This window comes from Neobacillus niacini (genome assembly GCF_030817595.1).
In the GTDB taxonomy this organism is placed as follows: Bacteria; Bacillota; Bacilli; order Bacillales; family Cytobacillaceae; genus Neobacillus; species Neobacillus niacini_G.
Genome location: NZ_JAUSZN010000001.1, coordinates 6,135,603 through 6,149,734, shown reverse-complemented (window position 1 = coordinate 6,149,734; position 14,132 = coordinate 6,135,603). Strand labels below are relative to the sequence as shown.

Genomic DNA, 14,132 nt, shown 5'->3' with positions numbered 1-14,132 from the left:
ACGTTCTCCCCTATCTCATCATCATTGTTAAATTCCCGGCTGCGACAATTACTGTAATACTTAAAAAGAACATGAGAGAGACAATACCCAGTGCAGCAAAAACATAGATAACACTTTTACTGATTATATCTAAGCATTTTATAACCGGACCCCCGCCTAAGGGCTGTAATATCGCTGCTGCAAATTTATAGATAAACGCAATCATCAGAATTTTAAAAGCAGGGAAAGCAACGATAATGAGGAGAATGGCTACCCCTGCAATTCCAACTGAATTCTTCAATAATCCGGAAGCACTGACTACTGTATCTGCTGCGTCAGTGAAAATTCTGCCAATGACAGGGATAAAGTTACCTGTAACGAATTTCGCTGTACGAATGGCCACACCATCTGTTATGGCGGTAGAAGCACCCTGGACCGAAATGACTCCCAGAAAAACGGTCAAGAAAAGCCCCATTAAGCCAATGCTCCAGTTTCTTAAAAGCTGGGCCAGCTGTGTCACCTTATACTGGTCGGACATCGTACTGACAATACTTAAAAGCGTAGCCAAAAAGAGAAGCGGGAGAATAACAAATTGCATGAACATTCCGCTGATATTCATTAAAAACAAAATAACCGGGTGAAAGAAAGCGGCTGAGATTATTCCTCCAGACGAAGCAATTAAGGCTAATAAAAGCGGGATCAGTGCCAGCACGAATGAAATCATGCTGCCTATTGCCTCATTGGTGTATTCTATGACGATATGAAAACTATTAAGGGCAATAATGACTAGGACCATATAGACAATGGAATACGCCACTTTACTGATCGTACTGCTCTCAAATGCATTTTGCATCGATTGAAGAAACATACTGAATATCGTAAGAAGGATTAATGAACCAAGCAGTTTTCCATTTACGACGAATTCATGAAACAAAAATTTAATGATTCCATGGGTCCATTCCTTGAAGGAGAATTGCTTGTCTCCCTTGACAAAATCATACAGACTGCCTTTCTGGCTTTCAGGGAGGAAACCGCCATATTTATTTTGTATATCCTCCCAATATTGTTTAAGTTCTGTTAAATCCATTGTTTCAAGCTGGGCATCCACTAATTCCTGTGGCGATAGAGGTGTGCTCTCAACATTTGCTTCTTCGTTAGCTTGTACACTTGTTGAAGTAAAAAATAAAAATAATAGAATCATAATGGGAATAAACTGCAGCCTTTGCTTCATCATTTTTCACCTCTTGTTTTCAAAACACTAGCTTGGAATCAGCTTGATTATTGTTTCAATCATGACAGTTAATATTGGTATTGCCATGGCAAGAATTAACACCTTTCCAGCAAGTTCTATTTTAGAAGCCACTGCCCCCTGGCCAGCGTCCTTAGTAATTTGAGATGCAAACTCAGCAATATAGGCGATTCCAATGATTTTTAGAATGGTCTCAACGTAAATCAGATTTACATTTGCATTCACAGCAAGTTTTTCAAGCATATGAATAATTTCATAAATTTTATCGACTAGAAATAGAAAAATGCTGCAGCCAACAAATACAATTAAGAGGAAAGCGAAATTAGGTTTTTGCTCTTTTATTATTAATGCTAGGAAGGTTGCGACAAGAGCCACGCCAACTATTTTAATAATTTCAATGGCAAAGCCCTCCTTTCTATTGAAACAAAAAGACAGATTTTATTTTCTGGAAGAGATCATCAACAATTGAGGCAACTTGAAACAAAATATAAATAAAGCCAAATAGTGTTACCCACTGGGCATATTCCTTTTTCCCAACCTGATCAAGAACGGTATGCAAAAACGCAACCACTATGCCCACTCCTGCTATTTTAAAAATAATATCCACTTCTAGGCCCATTGCTTTTCCTCCTAAATTAATAAAATAATCAACAATAATCCTGAAAAGAACCCTAAACTCTTTACCATTTTTTCGTATTTTGCTTGGCTTTCAATGGCATCCGCTTCTTCTCTTTCAAGATGGGAAAGAGTTAGCATAATATGTTTTTGCTGGGAAATACGATCATGCCTGCCGAGGGTCTCCCCGAATTGTTTCATGATTTCAAATTCACCTTGTTTAAAAGCTGTTTGTTTCCAAACCTCCTTCAAGCTGTCTTCCCAGGCTTCTTTTACTGTTGTTTCAGTGTCAGTCAATTTCTTTGCAAAGTTTTCAAAGAAGGATGACAATGGCTTAGATAGTTGTGCAGCCAATCTCCTTGCAGCCTCATGCAAGGGTGTATGACCATACATAATTTCTGCTTCAAGTGATTGTAGTGCAGATTTTAACTGCCTAAGCTGTCTCGGTCGCTCGCTTAAATGTTTGGCGGCTTCAAAGCCTGTCCAAGTGGTGGCGAGTATAATAAAAATGGCGCCAATTAACTTAACCATTTACATCACTCTCACTTTTTGACTCAGTTCTTTTCCACTTCCATCCAAAATATGTGTAACAGTTCCCGGGCCCTTAGACCTGCTTAGTACAATAAATCGTTGAAATATGTTTTGATCGAAAATGGATCTTAATGACGGTCTATTTCTTACTTCCTCCAAGCTGGACCCATGTGTAGTCATAATTAATTTTATTCCCGCGTGGACAGCTTCTTGAATAGCCTCTGAATCCTCTATACGACCTATTTCATCCACTACTAATACCTCTGGACTCATGGAACGAATCATCATCATCATTCCTTCTGCTTTCGGGCAGGCATCTAACACATCTAGACGATGACCGAATGACATTTGAGGAATTCCATTTACACATCCAGCAATTTCGGAACGTTCATCCACAATCCCTACCTTATATGCGTACATACCTTTTTCTTGGTTTCCGGTTGAGATAATTCTGGCGATATCCCGTAAAAGCGTTGTTTTTCCTGTTTGGGGAGGACCAACAATCATTGTATGCATCCAGGAATCCTTAAATATAAAGGGCATAATCTTCTCTGCTATACCTAACTTCTCCTTGGCAATCCGGATGTTAAAAGAAGCAATATCCCTTATCGCTTTTACCTTTCCCTCTTCAAGGATCACCTTTCCTGCAAGTCCAATTCGATGACCTCCTGAAACTGTTATATACCCTCGCTTAAGCTCTTCCTCAAGCGTATAGATGGAGAATTGGCTGATTTTATTCATTAAATGGAAAGCATCTTCTTGCTGAATAATATACGATAGGAATCTAGGAGCTCCCTTCATCGTAATTTCTATAGGGCGTCCGATGCGAATTCTGATTTCTTCCAATTCTGCTTTTTGATTAGGAGGGATTTTACTGATTAAATCGCCAATGTTTTTGGGTAAGAATTTTAGGATCGTTTCCACATTTCATCCTCCTTGTGTTGCTTGTCTCATTATTTAAAATGTATGCCCTTTGATAAGCATTATGACTTTGAAAATCTATTCTTTTAAAATACTCTTATATTCTATTTTTATATGAGAGTTACTAGAACTAGGAATACTCCATTTAGATAAACGTATTTTATATATAAGAAATATTAATAAGGGTGGGAAAAACATGTATAGTCAGAACCCTGGACAGAGTAATATCCTGAGCCAAAGGAACTACTTGATTAAAGTAAGGGGAGAAGGAGAAATCGCAGTTCAGCCAGACACAGCTTCGGTTAATCTGGGTGTAGTTACGGAGGGTAAAGAATTAATTGGGGTACAACAACAGAATTCAATGACTGCAAAGAAAGTAATTGATTCTCTTATGAGATTGGGGATTGAAAGAGATCGGATACAAACCTTTGATTACCGGATTGAACCCGAATATGACTATGATCAAGGAACACAAATTTTCCGGGGTTATAAAATCACCCATATTTTGAAGGTGAAGATAGAAGATTTAAACAATATTGGAAAGGTGGTAGATACCGCTGTCGAGAACGGAGCTAACTATGTGGCGAATGTTCAGTTTACAACGAGGTCCAAAGAATCTTATTACCAACAAGCACTCACCGTCGCTTTAGTCAATGCCGGCAATAAAGCGAAAACCATCGCCAATACCTTACGAGTGACACTCAATCCCACTCCAATTCTTGTTACAGAAGGCGGCGAAATGATTCAGCCCTTAGAGTTCCAACAAATAGCGTTCTCTAAAGGAGTTAGCTCAACTCAGATTCAACCAGGTCAGCTGATTATTAAAGCAAGTGTTGCAGCAGATTATAACTATCATCCAATTGGTGGATAAAAAAAGGATTGAATCACTCGAATAGTGATTCAATCCTTTTTACCGTTATTGGTCATACTTCTTTACCATTTCATATAATTGTGACGATGTAACAGGACCATTATAATGCTCCCTTATGACTCCATTTCGGTCAATGACAAATGTTTCCGGCTGTCCCGTCACATTATATTTTTTGGCTATTTTAGAATTATAGTCAAATACATAAACAGCAGGTGTATTATATTTTTCTAGAAACTTTTTAACTCGGTCCTTTGTTTCACCCTTGTTAATCATGATTAATCGGTATTGGTCACCGTATTCCTTTGCAAATGCCTCAAGCTCTGGAGCTTCATCCACACATGGTTTACACCATGAAGCAAAATAATTCAGAATAACGATTTCACCTTTGTAATCAGAAAGCTTCGTATTTGTCCCATCTAAATTTGGCAGTTCGAAATTATAGGCTTGATCCCCGACATCGGTATTGTCACCTTTGCTAGCTAAACTATATCCAAAAAAGCCAAACATTCCAATTAAAAGAAACAACACGAGTAAGTTAATGACTCGTCTGCTCATTTTACTACCTCCTGACAGCAATAAGTAGTTTTATAGAAAAGGCCTGTTCTGTTTAAACAGGCCTTTTTCATTTTTCTACCTATCTAATTGTTTTAAAAACTCGATATCCTTTTTAAGACTGTTATGTCGTTTTCCGATCAATAGCATATAACCAAAAATAATTACCCAAACTACTGAATATGCAGCATACATGAACCCCATGATTAATTCCTCCTAGTTTTCCAATTTTTCTCGTAATTTTTCTTTGTAGTGACCTACTTTAATTTTCATATTTTCAAATGATACTCCCTTATGAAGGATGTATGCATATAGGTAAGTGAATGCGGCAATCGTAACCAACAATGCAACAAGCATACTAGGTGCAATTCCACCGCCTTCTTGTGAAGGACCATCCCCAAAAACGATCGGATGGAATTTTGATTGCCACCAGCGAATCGCGAAGAATACAATGGGAACATCTGCAAACCCGATAATCCCAAATACCGCTGCAAGTCTTGCTTTTTTATCCCAAACTCCATCCATCTGGCGAACCATAAGATAAGCCATAAAAAGGAAGAAAAGAATTAATGTTGTAGTTAAGCGTGGTTCCCATGCCCACCATGTATTCCATGAAGATTTCGCCCAAATTGGACCGGTTGTTAGTACGATGGCAGTAAATACAACCCCTATTTCTGCTGATACATAGGCATATGTGTCATAAATTCTTTTACGTTTTATTAAGAATAAAATACTAAAGACAAAGGTGACGAAGAATGCTAAAAATGCTACCCATGCTGATGGAACATGCATATAGAATATCTTTTGTACAGCACCCATTGTCTTTTCAACCTCAGCATACATGAAAATAAAGTAGAATGCCGCTAACATTGAAACTACCATACCACCATATAATATTTTGGTAAGCATAGAACTTTTCACTGAGGCCAAATCTACTATGGGCAGAGGTGCCTTTTCTCTTTCAAGATTCATACTCATCTCTTAAACCTCCAGAACATACTCAATTAGTAAAAAACAAAGAACAAAGAAAATGACATCATAGGCTGCGACCAATTGCATCCAGGATAGAGCAGTCGATAATTTCTCCATATTCGTTAGTATAATTTTTGTAGCTTGCGTAACACCAATCAAGACAGGACTTGTCATTGGGAAAAGCAAAAGCGGTAATAGCATTTCACTACTCTTGGAATTGGAAGTAGAAAAGTTCCAATCGCAATGAATCCAAAACTACCGACAAACAAAACTAATATGAAATAGAGAATACTGCCGGTGATTTTAAAATCAAATAAGAGAAAGAGAAAAGGAATGGACACAATTTCTACTATCAATATCATAGAGAAGTTTGCCATGAATTTACCTAAATAAATGCTAGAAGCATCCATAGGTGCAACCAGTAAACCATGCATCGTTTCATTTCGCTGCTCTGATACCAACGAGCGATTTAGACCCAATATTCCTGAAAAGACTATGATAATCCAGACAGCACCGGGAATAACTGCTTTTGTCGTATTGTTTGCTGGGTCAAAAGCAAAGCTTAGTACGAGGATGACTAACCCAGCAAAAATAATCATGGTCCCCAAAACTTGTTTTGTTCTTAATTCTGAATAGATATCTTTTTTTGCTATAGTGAGGGCTGCTCTTAACATCAGGAAACCCCCTCTACTAAAACCTGATATTTTTCAGAAACTAAACTAAGTGATTGACTATTTATTTTAAAATCATCAGCAATCTTACCGTTTTTCACTATAATAATCCGGTCACATATTTCTGCAGCTTGTTTGAAATCATGTGTTACCATTAATGTGGTACACCCTTTCTCTTTCATAGAAAGGACAACATTGTTTAAAATGGTAATGGCGCCTTGGTCTAAACCGGTATGTGGTTCGTCGAGCAGCATGATTTTCGGTTCATGAATAATGGCTCTAGCAATCGCAATCCTTTGAATCATTCCCCGTGAAAAATTCTTTACAGGTTCATTGATAAAGAATGACAAACCTACCTCATTCACAAGTTTTCTAGCTCTATTCTCAACATCCTTGACACCATATAAGTTTCCAAAGAAAACTAGGTTTTCTAATGGCGTGTAGTGATCGTATAACAAGCTGGAATGCGGTAAATAACCGAACATTTTTTTCACTTCAATATGATCCTTTTTTAAATCCAATCCGTTAATCTTCACAAGGCCAGATGTAGGCTTGATTAATGTTGCCAACACTTTAAGCAGGGTGCTTTTTCCTGCACCATTTGGACCAAGTATAGCAACTGTTTCGCCTTGAGTAATTGATAGGTCAATACCTCTTAGGATTAATTTATTGTCGGCTTGCTTTGTAAGTTTTTTTATTTCAATCATCAAGTATCCCTCGCATTCCGACTGCTACTCTACAAAATGGCGTAAATTCATTTTTACTTGTACTAAATGCTGTTTATATGCAGCAAGTTTAGCTTGATAATCCTCTTCTGACATATTTCCATCACCGAAGTTTTCTTCTAATTCAAGGATTTTATCCATAATCGCTTTTTGCTTTGCCATTAGGTTTTTAAATGCTGATTCTTCCTTATCAGCTCCAAGCCTCTTTTCTTCCGCCCTTGCCCTCATTCTAAAATAGGAAAAGTAGGAAATTGCAGCAATAATAATCGCACCCATGACAATTAAGAAAACATGTGGATCCCAGCTGCGCAGTGGTGATTGTGACCACATGCGAAGGTGACCAGGATTATGGAAAGCAGGTTCTGTTTTTGTTACATTTCCACTTGATTTACTTTCACTTTGTTCTGTTGAACCTTGAGCATCACTTGCGGCTGGCTGTTTATCTTGGTCATAAATCATCGTAAAGACTTGTTTTGCTTGAATACCTTCAACGCTGTATCCCTGATAATTTTGATCATCCATCTTGAATAGCCCTTGATTTGTTGCGGTAATGTTCTTAAATTCAATACTTCCCATTCCTTCAGGGACAAGAATTTGCATCATTTGAACGGGATAATCAAAGCTTAGGCTAATTTCCTCACCCTTTGCGATTCTATAGCTGTAGGGCAAAACTACTGTCTGGTTGGCTGGGATAGGATCGGTTGTAATAAAACCTGTTTCAACCTGTTTTTGAGCCATTTTATTATCTAAAAAGGTAAATCCTATTGCTCCTGTCGGGATAGTGACATTCAGAACCGCTTCACCCGTGCCGTCACCTTTATACTCCTCTGCTGTTGGATTGGTATAGTTCACCATATTCATCATATTGGTAGAACCATCTTCTGCAGGGCTAACGACGAGATAATGCATATCAACAGATATCGCTGATTCTGCAGCCGCCATTCCATTGATTGGAATGAGCAGCAGCAGCCCGAGGAGGAAAACGGTGATTTTTTTAATCACTTTCCTTCCCCCTTTTTATTTTGATAACTCTTCATTGAAGCCTCAATTTCTCTTTCTATTTCAGCCATTAAATCTTTGTCGACTGTCTGAGATGTCATTTGCTCTTCTTCATCCTTCATAATGCTGACAACTTGTGCTTCATATTGTTTCTTTAGGTTTTTGTAATCCGCGTGGGAGATTTTATCCATTTTGTATTCAAACTCTAGTTCGTTAAGAGTGGATAATAGTACTTCTTTATTTGTCGCGGAATCTTGACCTTTGTTTGTAAAACTTAAATATGAATCCAAAGAAAAGAAGGGTGCTAGAACAAGAAATAAACAAATGAGCACAAGAGCTGCTGTAAATATCATGGAAACGATCGAGATTTCTTGCATCATGTTCACATCCTAAAGGTACTTTTTGCGTTGTTCTTCAATCATAGATGATAGGATTTCCTCTTCCACTTCATCTGTTTGGTTTTCGTTATCTGGGGTTAGTTCATCCGTACCTTTTTTCTTCACCCATTTACGAATGATGAAGAATATCGCCACTCCTGCAATTCCTAATGCAGCAAAAGGCAGTACCCAAGCCACTAAACTAAACCCGCTTTTTTCCGGTGCGGTTAATATTTCTTCACCGTAAATATTGACGTAGTATTCACGAATTTTATCCTTATCCCACCCCTTGTTCATCATCTCAACGATGTCTTCTTTAAAGCCAACTGTTAGATTACAAGTTTTAGGGTCACATTCAAAATGGTCCTGCCCACATCCGCAAGTGCACATAAATTGGGATGCTGCTGCTTCAAATTCCTTAGATTTGTAGTCAAACTCTTTTGCTTGTACTTGGAAGACAGAAGCTTGAAAAATAAAAGCGATCAGAAGGAGTCCAATATAAATTTTACTTTTCATATTAAGACACCTCTTTACGTACTCCTGTATACCTCGGAGTAATATTTTGATATTTCCCATTCCAAACTGCAAAAAGTGATCCAATAACAATCATGAATGAACCAATCCAAAGCCAAGTCATCATTGGGTTTATCTTTACAATAAAGGTTGCTTTTCCATCATCTTCCCAATCACTCAGAACAACGTATAAGTCTTCTTTTAATGATGAGATTAACCCAACTTCTGATGAAGGTTGATCCCAGTTTCCATAAAACACTTTTTCAGGCTGAATATTTCCGATTCGTTTTCCATTTCTAAAAACGGTCATTTCCGCATAAACGATATCATTAATGCCTTCTCTTTTTTGGTCCAAACGCTCGTAATTAATACGATAATCTTTCACTTCAATGGAATCCCCTAAATTGACAGTTTTCATCGTTTGAACATCATAGTTTTGTGAACCGATAATTCCCATCGCGATAAACGCAATTCCGATATGGACGATATAACCACCATAACGACGACGGTTTTTTGTCATTAATCGGTAAATTGAGAGATAAACTTTTTCTTTTGTCATTTTTCTACGAGCTTTGACACCACGGTAAAACTCTAGGAAGTGAGTGATAAATAATAGAACAATAACACCAAAGCCGATAACTGCCCATGCCTTTTGAATACCTAGTACAATCATTAACGCCGTTGCCACTATCGCAAGGATTGCTGGTATTAAAAAGTTCTTCTTTAAATTTTTTAATGATGACTTCTGCCAGGCCAGCAATGGACAAACAGCCATGACAAACATCATAGAAAGTAGGATGGGAGCTTGAACGGCGTTAAAGAATGGCATACCTACTGTAACTTTCGTACCCCTTACTGCTTCAGATACTAATGGGAAAACTGTTCCCCAGAAAACACCAAATGCCGCTCCTACCAACAAAAGGTTATTAATTAAAAAGCTGCTTTCTTTTGATATATAGGAATTGAACTCTCCAGCACTTCGTTTGAGCAAATTGTAACGGCTCATTAACACATAAAGTGCACCTATAACCGCTATCCCCATGAAAATTAAAAAGTATAGCCCTAGATTTGAATTTGCAAATGCGTGAACGGATGTTAGAACACCACTTCGGACCAAAAATGTACCAAATAATGTTAAGGCATAAGAGGTGATGATTAAGCCTATGTTCCAAATTTTCAACATGTTCTTCCGTTCTTGAATCATGACTGAATGTAAGAATGCAGTTGCTGTTAACCAAGGCATAAAGGACGCATTCTCAACTGGATCCCACGCCCCAGTAACCACCCCAACCAAGTTCAGTGTAAGCCCACTGCCCGCCAAATATATTTCCAAGGCTCAAAAACAACCAAGCTATTATTGTCCAGCGTCTAGTCATCTTAATCCAAAAATCATCGACGTTTTTCAAGATTAGTGCTGCCATTGCAAACGCAAATGGAATAGCAAGTCCTACGTAACCTAGGTAAAGTGTAACAGGATGAATAATCATACCTGGATTTTGCAGCATTGGATTTAAACCATGACCTTCAATTGGAACTTGATCCAAGAGGACGAAAGGTTTAGCAACAAAACCAAGAACTAAAAAGAAGAAAACGATATTTCCTAAAAGAATGGCGGAAATATACGGAACCATTGGATTTCCTTTCATTTTTCTTGAGAAGGCAATCATTACGGTATAAAGAACTAAGAAGAAAGTCCATAGCAACAAAGATCCAGAATTCCCTGCCCAAAGTGCTGTGAGCTTGTAAATAATTGGCAGTTCACTACTCGTATAATCACTAACATATTCATATTGAAATTGAGAGGTTGCTAGTAAGTAGAAGAGTGATAGCATAGCCATTGATGCACAAACTAAAATAGCTATTACTCCACCCTTACCACTGTTTATTAATTTTTGATTCTTCGTGCTAATCCCCAATGTAATTATGAGGAGTGAATAGATTGCAAGTGCTAAACCTACGTATATTGTTGCGTTAGCAAATAAGTACATATTGTCACCTTCTTATTATTTTGCCTGATCGGTTTCTGATGGTGGCTGATCTAATAATTTTTTATGTGCTTCAGGGTCATAGTTTTCAATATCTTCACCCTCATATTTGGAAGGACATCTCGTTTTAACGGTCTCAGCAACAAATGTATTTTTTTTAGTAGGTGCTCCTTGAAGGATAACAATAACACCTTCAGAGAAGTTATCTGGTCTGGTTCCATTATGAATAACATGCATTAAGTTACCCTCGTTATCTTTTAAATCAAACTTCAACTCAATTTTATCTGGGTTCCATTTAATAGATTCTTCGATTAGTAGTCCTTCTACTGTTACAAAATCATTTTTATGCTTTTCTTGATTCTCCAAAAGCTGATTCATGGTTAACTCAATCCCACTTGATCCTGGTGTTGCAGCCATAAGTAAGAAAACAATAGCACCGGCGATAATAAATCCACCAAGCATAACAATCGTATTCTTTTTCATCCCATTCACCCCATTAAATTAATTTTTTCATTTCCTCATCATATGTTTCTTGATCAATTTTTCCATTTAGAAGTTTCTTCCGTAATTCCTTTTTATCGTCATTACTAATCGTTTTAATCTCTTTTTTTACTAGTTGCTTTTTTGGATGATGGTTTGCTGCTTTAGAACTTGAAGCTTTAGATGTAGACTGTGATTTTCCCTTTAATCCTAAGTAAACAAACACACCAGCAATGATAATAGCGATTCCTATTACAATAGCACCGCCCATTCCAATTAGAGGACGGTCGCCAGCAGATGCATCAGATCCACCAGAAATTTGATCTGTTGCAGTACCATTAACACTAGCGTGGTTTTCATCATTAGGCGGTTGTTTCTCATTGATAGCGTCTAGAGTCGATTTAAAATCATCTTTTTGATAGGAGAAAGTATATTTATAGCTTTCACCCGCTTTTACATCTTTGTATTGATAGTAAAATAGCTCTTCACCATATTCACTTTGTGTATTATTGGGCGCCTTCGGCTCTAGTGTGATCTCACTAGCCTCCATTGGGGCATAAAAAATTACGTCCAGTGTCCCAATCTCTGTAGGGTTGCTATATTCATATGTAAAGCTTCTTTTATCCTTTACTTCTACTGCGCTGGTATAGTACTCCACTACAAATCTATAGGTCTCATTATTCTTAATTGCTTTTGAAGGTTTCCATGAAATGATTCCCTTTTGAGTATCAATATCAAATGGCCGTTGCACTTCTGGCTGATCATCTTCAGGAAACTCTGCAACTAGATATGCTTGGAAGCCTTTTTCACTAGCGGGAACAGCTATTTCAACTTTTCCATTAAAATCCTGTCCACTCTTGTTTGTAAAAGTTCCATACTGCCCAACAAGTAAAGACGGAGTATCTTTTGCCCAGCCTTCTGGGTAATCGAACTCTGGCATAACTTGAATTTGCATTTCAGTATAGGGAAACTTTTCTGGCTGAAAGGTTGTTTCAGCATATCCGTTATGAATAATAAAACTAGAGAAAAATGATGTAATTACAAATAAAGCCAACAACTTTTTTTTAAGCATGTTAATCCTCCTTGAGCTCCTATAAAACGCTATTTTTCACTATAGCCCTCTTTGAAATAAATATAATATTAATCATCTATGTATAGTTGATTCACATTTGAACATTTTGTAAAAGGAGAGAAAACGTTACGATTTTGTCAATAATTACCCACAGAATGTTCACATTTACCTATCTCTGATAATTAGCTCCCTATTTTTCATTTCCTAACTAGTACTATAAACCTTATCCTATATACCTAGTTCGTTTGAAAATGAAAGTTTTGTTAATATTTTTCATATAAAAAAACCTTGATTCCCAATAATCGGAATCAAGGTTCAAGGTAATCATTATGTGATTTTTGTTTTACTTTTATCGAACGAATGTAACTAACAATATCTGAGATTTCCTGTTTCTTTAGCTGACGAACCCCATCAAGTCCCTTTAAAGATGGTCCCATTCTGGTATCCTCACGCCCATAGGCAGTACCAATCCAAATTTGCTTGTCAGTGGTGTATTTCAGGTATTGTGGATTAGAAAGAGATGTCCCCATTTTAGGTTTGCCGCTACCCGCTTCTCCATGACAGTTAATGCACGATATATTATATAGTTTCTCACCGTTCAAAGAATCTCCAGTAATTGTTTTAGGCACATCAAACTCTATCTCTTGTGTTTGCCAATTCCTTATAAAAGCAACAACATTGTTTAATTCATCCTCTGAGAGTCTTGGACCATAGCTCGGCATAGCTGTACCTTCTCTGCCAAATTTAACACTATTATAAATGTCTTTGTTACTTACAGCATTTAAATACCGTTGATTATTGATAGCTGTGCCAGCATTTTTACCTTCACCTTTGCCATTTTCTCCATGACAAATCAGACATTGCTTTTGATAAACTTTTTCACCTGCCGCAATTGCATTTGAATTTTCACTGTTAAAAATACCACTATTTATGATACAGATAATTATCCCAATTATAATGACACCGTAAAGGCTATATAATATTTTTTTCATTGGTTATCCTTTACTTTGGTTCCGGCGTTGGTGTTGGTTCCCCATAATCTTGATATTTTTTAGTGATTAAGTCATAAATTTTACTAGGGCTTTTACCGTCTAGATTCATTTCTACCGCCTCCCGGGCGATATCGATACAAACGTCTCAGGCTATGCCCATTGAATCCCAACCGGTCACTGCATTATCTTCTCCAAATTGATCAATAAAACAATCTAAATTGCTCTTGTGTCCATCTGAAGCAAAACATCCGCAATAGCATGGAACACCTGCTACAACCTCCGGATAGTTTGATACCATAGCATAAGTTTCCTGAACTAAGTCTGAAGAGTTCAAAACATAATCTGGAAATGGCTCATGCTTCTTATCTAAAGTCACATTTATATCTTTAGAACTGCCGCACGCTACCAAAAATAGGGCTATTGCAGCAATAAGGAACAATAGAGATAGAAATTTTTTCATTTTCTGTGTCACCCCTTTGTTTATAGAATGTAATTCTATTTTTATTTTAGCAAAAACTATTAACCTGAATTGAAAGTAAATATTACTATTTAGTGAAGTTTTCACAATAGAGAAAGTAATAATCTTTTTCAGTAAAAATAAAAAAAACTAAGACCTGAATATATCGGC

The 14,132-nt window shown here is 37.2% G+C and carries 20 protein-coding genes; 1 reads left to right on the top strand and 19 read right to left on the bottom strand.

Annotated features, from left to right (window positions below):
* Nucleotides 1-10: 10 nt before the first annotated feature.
* From spoIIIAE to spoIIIAA, 5 genes are read right to left on the bottom strand one after another with little or no spacing between them, the layout of a single operon-like run.
* The gene (spoIIIAE, locus tag QFZ31_RS29330; protein WP_179597111.1) at nt 11-1,210 is read right to left on the bottom strand and encodes a stage III sporulation protein AE; all 1,200 of its coding nucleotides are present in this window, start codon (nt 1,208-1,210) and stop codon (nt 11-13) included.
* A 27-nt stretch (nt 1,211-1,237) separates the two neighbouring features.
* Nucleotides 1,238-1,627, bottom strand: a complete 390-nt coding sequence (gene spoIIIAD, locus QFZ31_RS29325) for a stage III sporulation protein AD (RefSeq protein WP_174524393.1) — start codon at nt 1,625-1,627, stop codon at nt 1,238-1,240.
* 16 nt (nt 1,628-1,643) lie between these two features.
* A complete protein-coding gene (gene spoIIIAC / locus QFZ31_RS29320; RefSeq protein WP_007084610.1) occupies nt 1,644-1,847 on the bottom strand; it encodes a stage III sporulation protein AC in 204 nt (67 codons plus the stop codon).
* Nucleotides 1,848-1,858: 11 nt separating this feature from the next.
* On the bottom strand, nt 1,859-2,374 hold the full coding sequence (gene spoIIIAB / locus QFZ31_RS29315; protein ID WP_179596696.1) for a stage III sporulation protein SpoIIIAB: 516 nt from the start codon (nt 2,372-2,374) through the stop codon (nt 1,859-1,861).
* Nucleotides 2,375-3,298 (bottom strand): stage III sporulation protein AA, encoded by a 924-nt coding sequence (gene spoIIIAA, locus QFZ31_RS29310; RefSeq protein WP_307310033.1) that lies wholly within the window; start codon nt 3,296-3,298, stop codon nt 2,375-2,377. It abuts the gene before it with no gap.
* A gap of 193 nt (nt 3,299-3,491) precedes the next feature.
* Here spoIIIAA and QFZ31_RS29305 point away from each other — a divergent pair, with 193 nt between their 5' ends.
* Entirely contained in the window at nt 3,492-4,166 is a 675-nt protein-coding gene (locus QFZ31_RS29305) for an SIMPL domain-containing protein (RefSeq protein WP_307310030.1), read from the top strand.
* A 45-nt stretch (nt 4,167-4,211) separates the two neighbouring features.
* Here the strand turns inward: QFZ31_RS29305 and QFZ31_RS29300 are convergent, their stop codons facing one another.
* From QFZ31_RS29300 to QFZ31_RS29235, 14 genes are all read right to left on the bottom strand, one after another.
* Entirely contained in the window at nt 4,212-4,721 is a 510-nt protein-coding gene (locus QFZ31_RS29300) for a TlpA family protein disulfide reductase (protein WP_306073448.1), read from the bottom strand.
* A 75-nt stretch (nt 4,722-4,796) separates the two neighbouring features.
* On the bottom strand, nt 4,797-4,922 hold the full coding sequence (locus QFZ31_RS29295) for a CcmD family protein (RefSeq protein WP_082799345.1): 126 nt from the start codon (nt 4,920-4,922) through the stop codon (nt 4,797-4,799).
* Between the two features lie 12 nt (nt 4,923-4,934).
* Nucleotides 4,935-5,696 (bottom strand): cytochrome c biogenesis protein, encoded by a 762-nt coding sequence (locus QFZ31_RS29290; RefSeq protein ID WP_307310025.1) that lies wholly within the window; start codon nt 5,694-5,696, stop codon nt 4,935-4,937.
* Between the two features lie 164 nt (nt 5,697-5,860).
* Nucleotides 5,861-6,364 carry a heme exporter protein CcmB gene (locus tag QFZ31_RS29285; RefSeq protein WP_307310023.1) on the bottom strand — a complete coding sequence of 168 codons (504 nt, stop codon included), beginning with the start codon at nt 6,362-6,364 and terminating at the stop codon, nt 5,861-5,863.
* The gene (locus QFZ31_RS29280; protein WP_307310021.1) at nt 6,364-7,068 is read right to left on the bottom strand and encodes an ABC transporter ATP-binding protein; all 705 of its coding nucleotides are present in this window, start codon (nt 7,066-7,068) and stop codon (nt 6,364-6,366) included. Before QFZ31_RS29280 ends, QFZ31_RS29285 begins: the two co-directional genes overlap by 1 nt.
* A 24-nt stretch (nt 7,069-7,092) precedes the next feature.
* Nucleotides 7,093-8,088, bottom strand: a complete 996-nt coding sequence (locus QFZ31_RS29275) for a hypothetical protein (RefSeq protein ID WP_307310019.1) — start codon at nt 8,086-8,088, stop codon at nt 7,093-7,095.
* Nucleotides 8,085-8,465: a hypothetical protein gene (locus QFZ31_RS29270; protein WP_307310016.1), complete on the bottom strand. Its 381-nt coding sequence runs from the start codon at nt 8,463-8,465 to the stop codon at nt 8,085-8,087. The genes QFZ31_RS29275 and QFZ31_RS29270 overlap by 4 nt, the downstream gene beginning before the upstream one ends.
* Nucleotides 8,466-8,474: 9 nt before the next feature.
* Nucleotides 8,475-8,978, bottom strand: coding sequence for a cytochrome c-type biogenesis protein (locus QFZ31_RS29265; RefSeq protein ID WP_307310014.1), 504 nt, complete (start codon nt 8,976-8,978; stop codon nt 8,475-8,477).
* 1 nt (nt 8,979) lies between these two features.
* Entirely contained in the window at nt 8,980-10,218 is a 1,239-nt protein-coding gene (locus QFZ31_RS29260; protein WP_307310012.1) for a heme lyase CcmF/NrfE family subunit, read from the bottom strand.
* A 13-nt stretch (nt 10,219-10,231) separates the two neighbouring features.
* A complete protein-coding gene (gene ccsA, locus QFZ31_RS29255; RefSeq protein ID WP_307310009.1) occupies nt 10,232-10,963 on the bottom strand; it encodes a cytochrome c biogenesis protein CcsA in 732 nt (243 codons plus the stop codon).
* Between the two features lie 15 nt (nt 10,964-10,978).
* Nucleotides 10,979-11,443, bottom strand: a complete 465-nt coding sequence (locus tag QFZ31_RS29250; protein WP_307310007.1) for a cytochrome c maturation protein CcmE — start codon at nt 11,441-11,443, stop codon at nt 10,979-10,981.
* A 13-nt stretch (nt 11,444-11,456) separates the two neighbouring features.
* Entirely contained in the window at nt 11,457-12,512 is a 1,056-nt protein-coding gene (locus tag QFZ31_RS29245) for a hypothetical protein (protein WP_307310005.1), read from the bottom strand.
* A gap of 308 nt (nt 12,513-12,820) precedes the next feature.
* Nucleotides 12,821-13,504, bottom strand: coding sequence for a cytochrome c (locus QFZ31_RS29240; RefSeq protein WP_307310002.1), 684 nt, complete (start codon nt 13,502-13,504; stop codon nt 12,821-12,823).
* Nucleotides 13,505-13,514: 10 nt separating this feature from the next.
* Nucleotides 13,515-13,964 carry a PCYCGC motif-containing (lipo)protein gene (locus QFZ31_RS29235; protein ID WP_307309999.1) on the bottom strand — a complete coding sequence of 150 codons (450 nt, stop codon included), beginning with the start codon at nt 13,962-13,964 and terminating at the stop codon, nt 13,515-13,517.
* Nucleotides 13,965-14,132 lie beyond the last annotated feature (168 nt).

Coding starts and splice junctions, on each gene's coding strand:
- QFZ31_RS29260 (WP_307310012.1), bottom strand. CDS start 10,218: ATGCCTTGGTTAACAGCAACTGCATTCTTACATTCAGTCATGATTCAA.
- QFZ31_RS29265 (WP_307310014.1), bottom strand. CDS start 8,978: ATGAAAAGTAAAATTTATATTGGACTCCTTCTGATCGCTTTTATTTTT.
- spoIIIAC (WP_007084610.1), bottom strand. CDS start 1,847: ATGGGCCTAGAAGTGGATATTATTTTTAAAATAGCAGGAGTGGGCATA.
- spoIIIAB (WP_179596696.1), bottom strand. CDS start 2,374: ATGGTTAAGTTAATTGGCGCCATTTTTATTATACTCGCCACCACTTGG.
- QFZ31_RS29245 (WP_307310005.1), bottom strand. CDS start 12,512: ATGCTTAAAAAAAAGTTGTTGGCTTTATTTGTAATTACATCATTTTTC.
- QFZ31_RS29250 (WP_307310007.1), bottom strand. CDS start 11,443: ATGAAAAAGAATACGATTGTTATGCTTGGTGGATTTATTATCGCCGGT.
- QFZ31_RS29295 (WP_082799345.1), bottom strand. CDS start 4,922: ATGGGGTTCATGTATGCTGCATATTCAGTAGTTTGGGTAATTATTTTT.
- spoIIIAE (WP_179597111.1), bottom strand. CDS start 1,210: ATGAAGCAAAGGCTGCAGTTTATTCCCATTATGATTCTATTATTTTTA.
- QFZ31_RS29270 (WP_307310016.1), bottom strand. CDS start 8,465: ATGATGCAAGAAATCTCGATCGTTTCCATGATATTTACAGCAGCTCTT.
- QFZ31_RS29290 (WP_307310025.1), bottom strand. CDS start 5,696: ATGAGTATGAATCTTGAAAGAGAAAAGGCACCTCTGCCCATAGTAGAT.
- QFZ31_RS29280 (WP_307310021.1), bottom strand. CDS start 7,068: ATGATTGAAATAAAAAAACTTACAAAGCAAGCCGACAATAAATTAATC.
- QFZ31_RS29300 (WP_306073448.1), bottom strand. CDS start 4,721: ATGAGCAGACGAGTCATTAACTTACTCGTGTTGTTTCTTTTAATTGGA.
- ccsA (WP_307310009.1), bottom strand. CDS start 10,963: ATGTACTTATTTGCTAACGCAACAATATACGTAGGTTTAGCACTTGCA.
- QFZ31_RS29305 (WP_307310030.1), top strand. CDS start 3,492: ATGTATAGTCAGAACCCTGGACAGAGTAATATCCTGAGCCAAAGGAAC.
- QFZ31_RS29240 (WP_307310002.1), bottom strand. CDS start 13,504: ATGAAAAAAATATTATATAGCCTTTACGGTGTCATTATAATTGGGATA.
- QFZ31_RS29285 (WP_307310023.1), bottom strand. CDS start 6,364: ATGTTAAGAGCAGCCCTCACTATAGCAAAAAAAGATATCTATTCAGAA.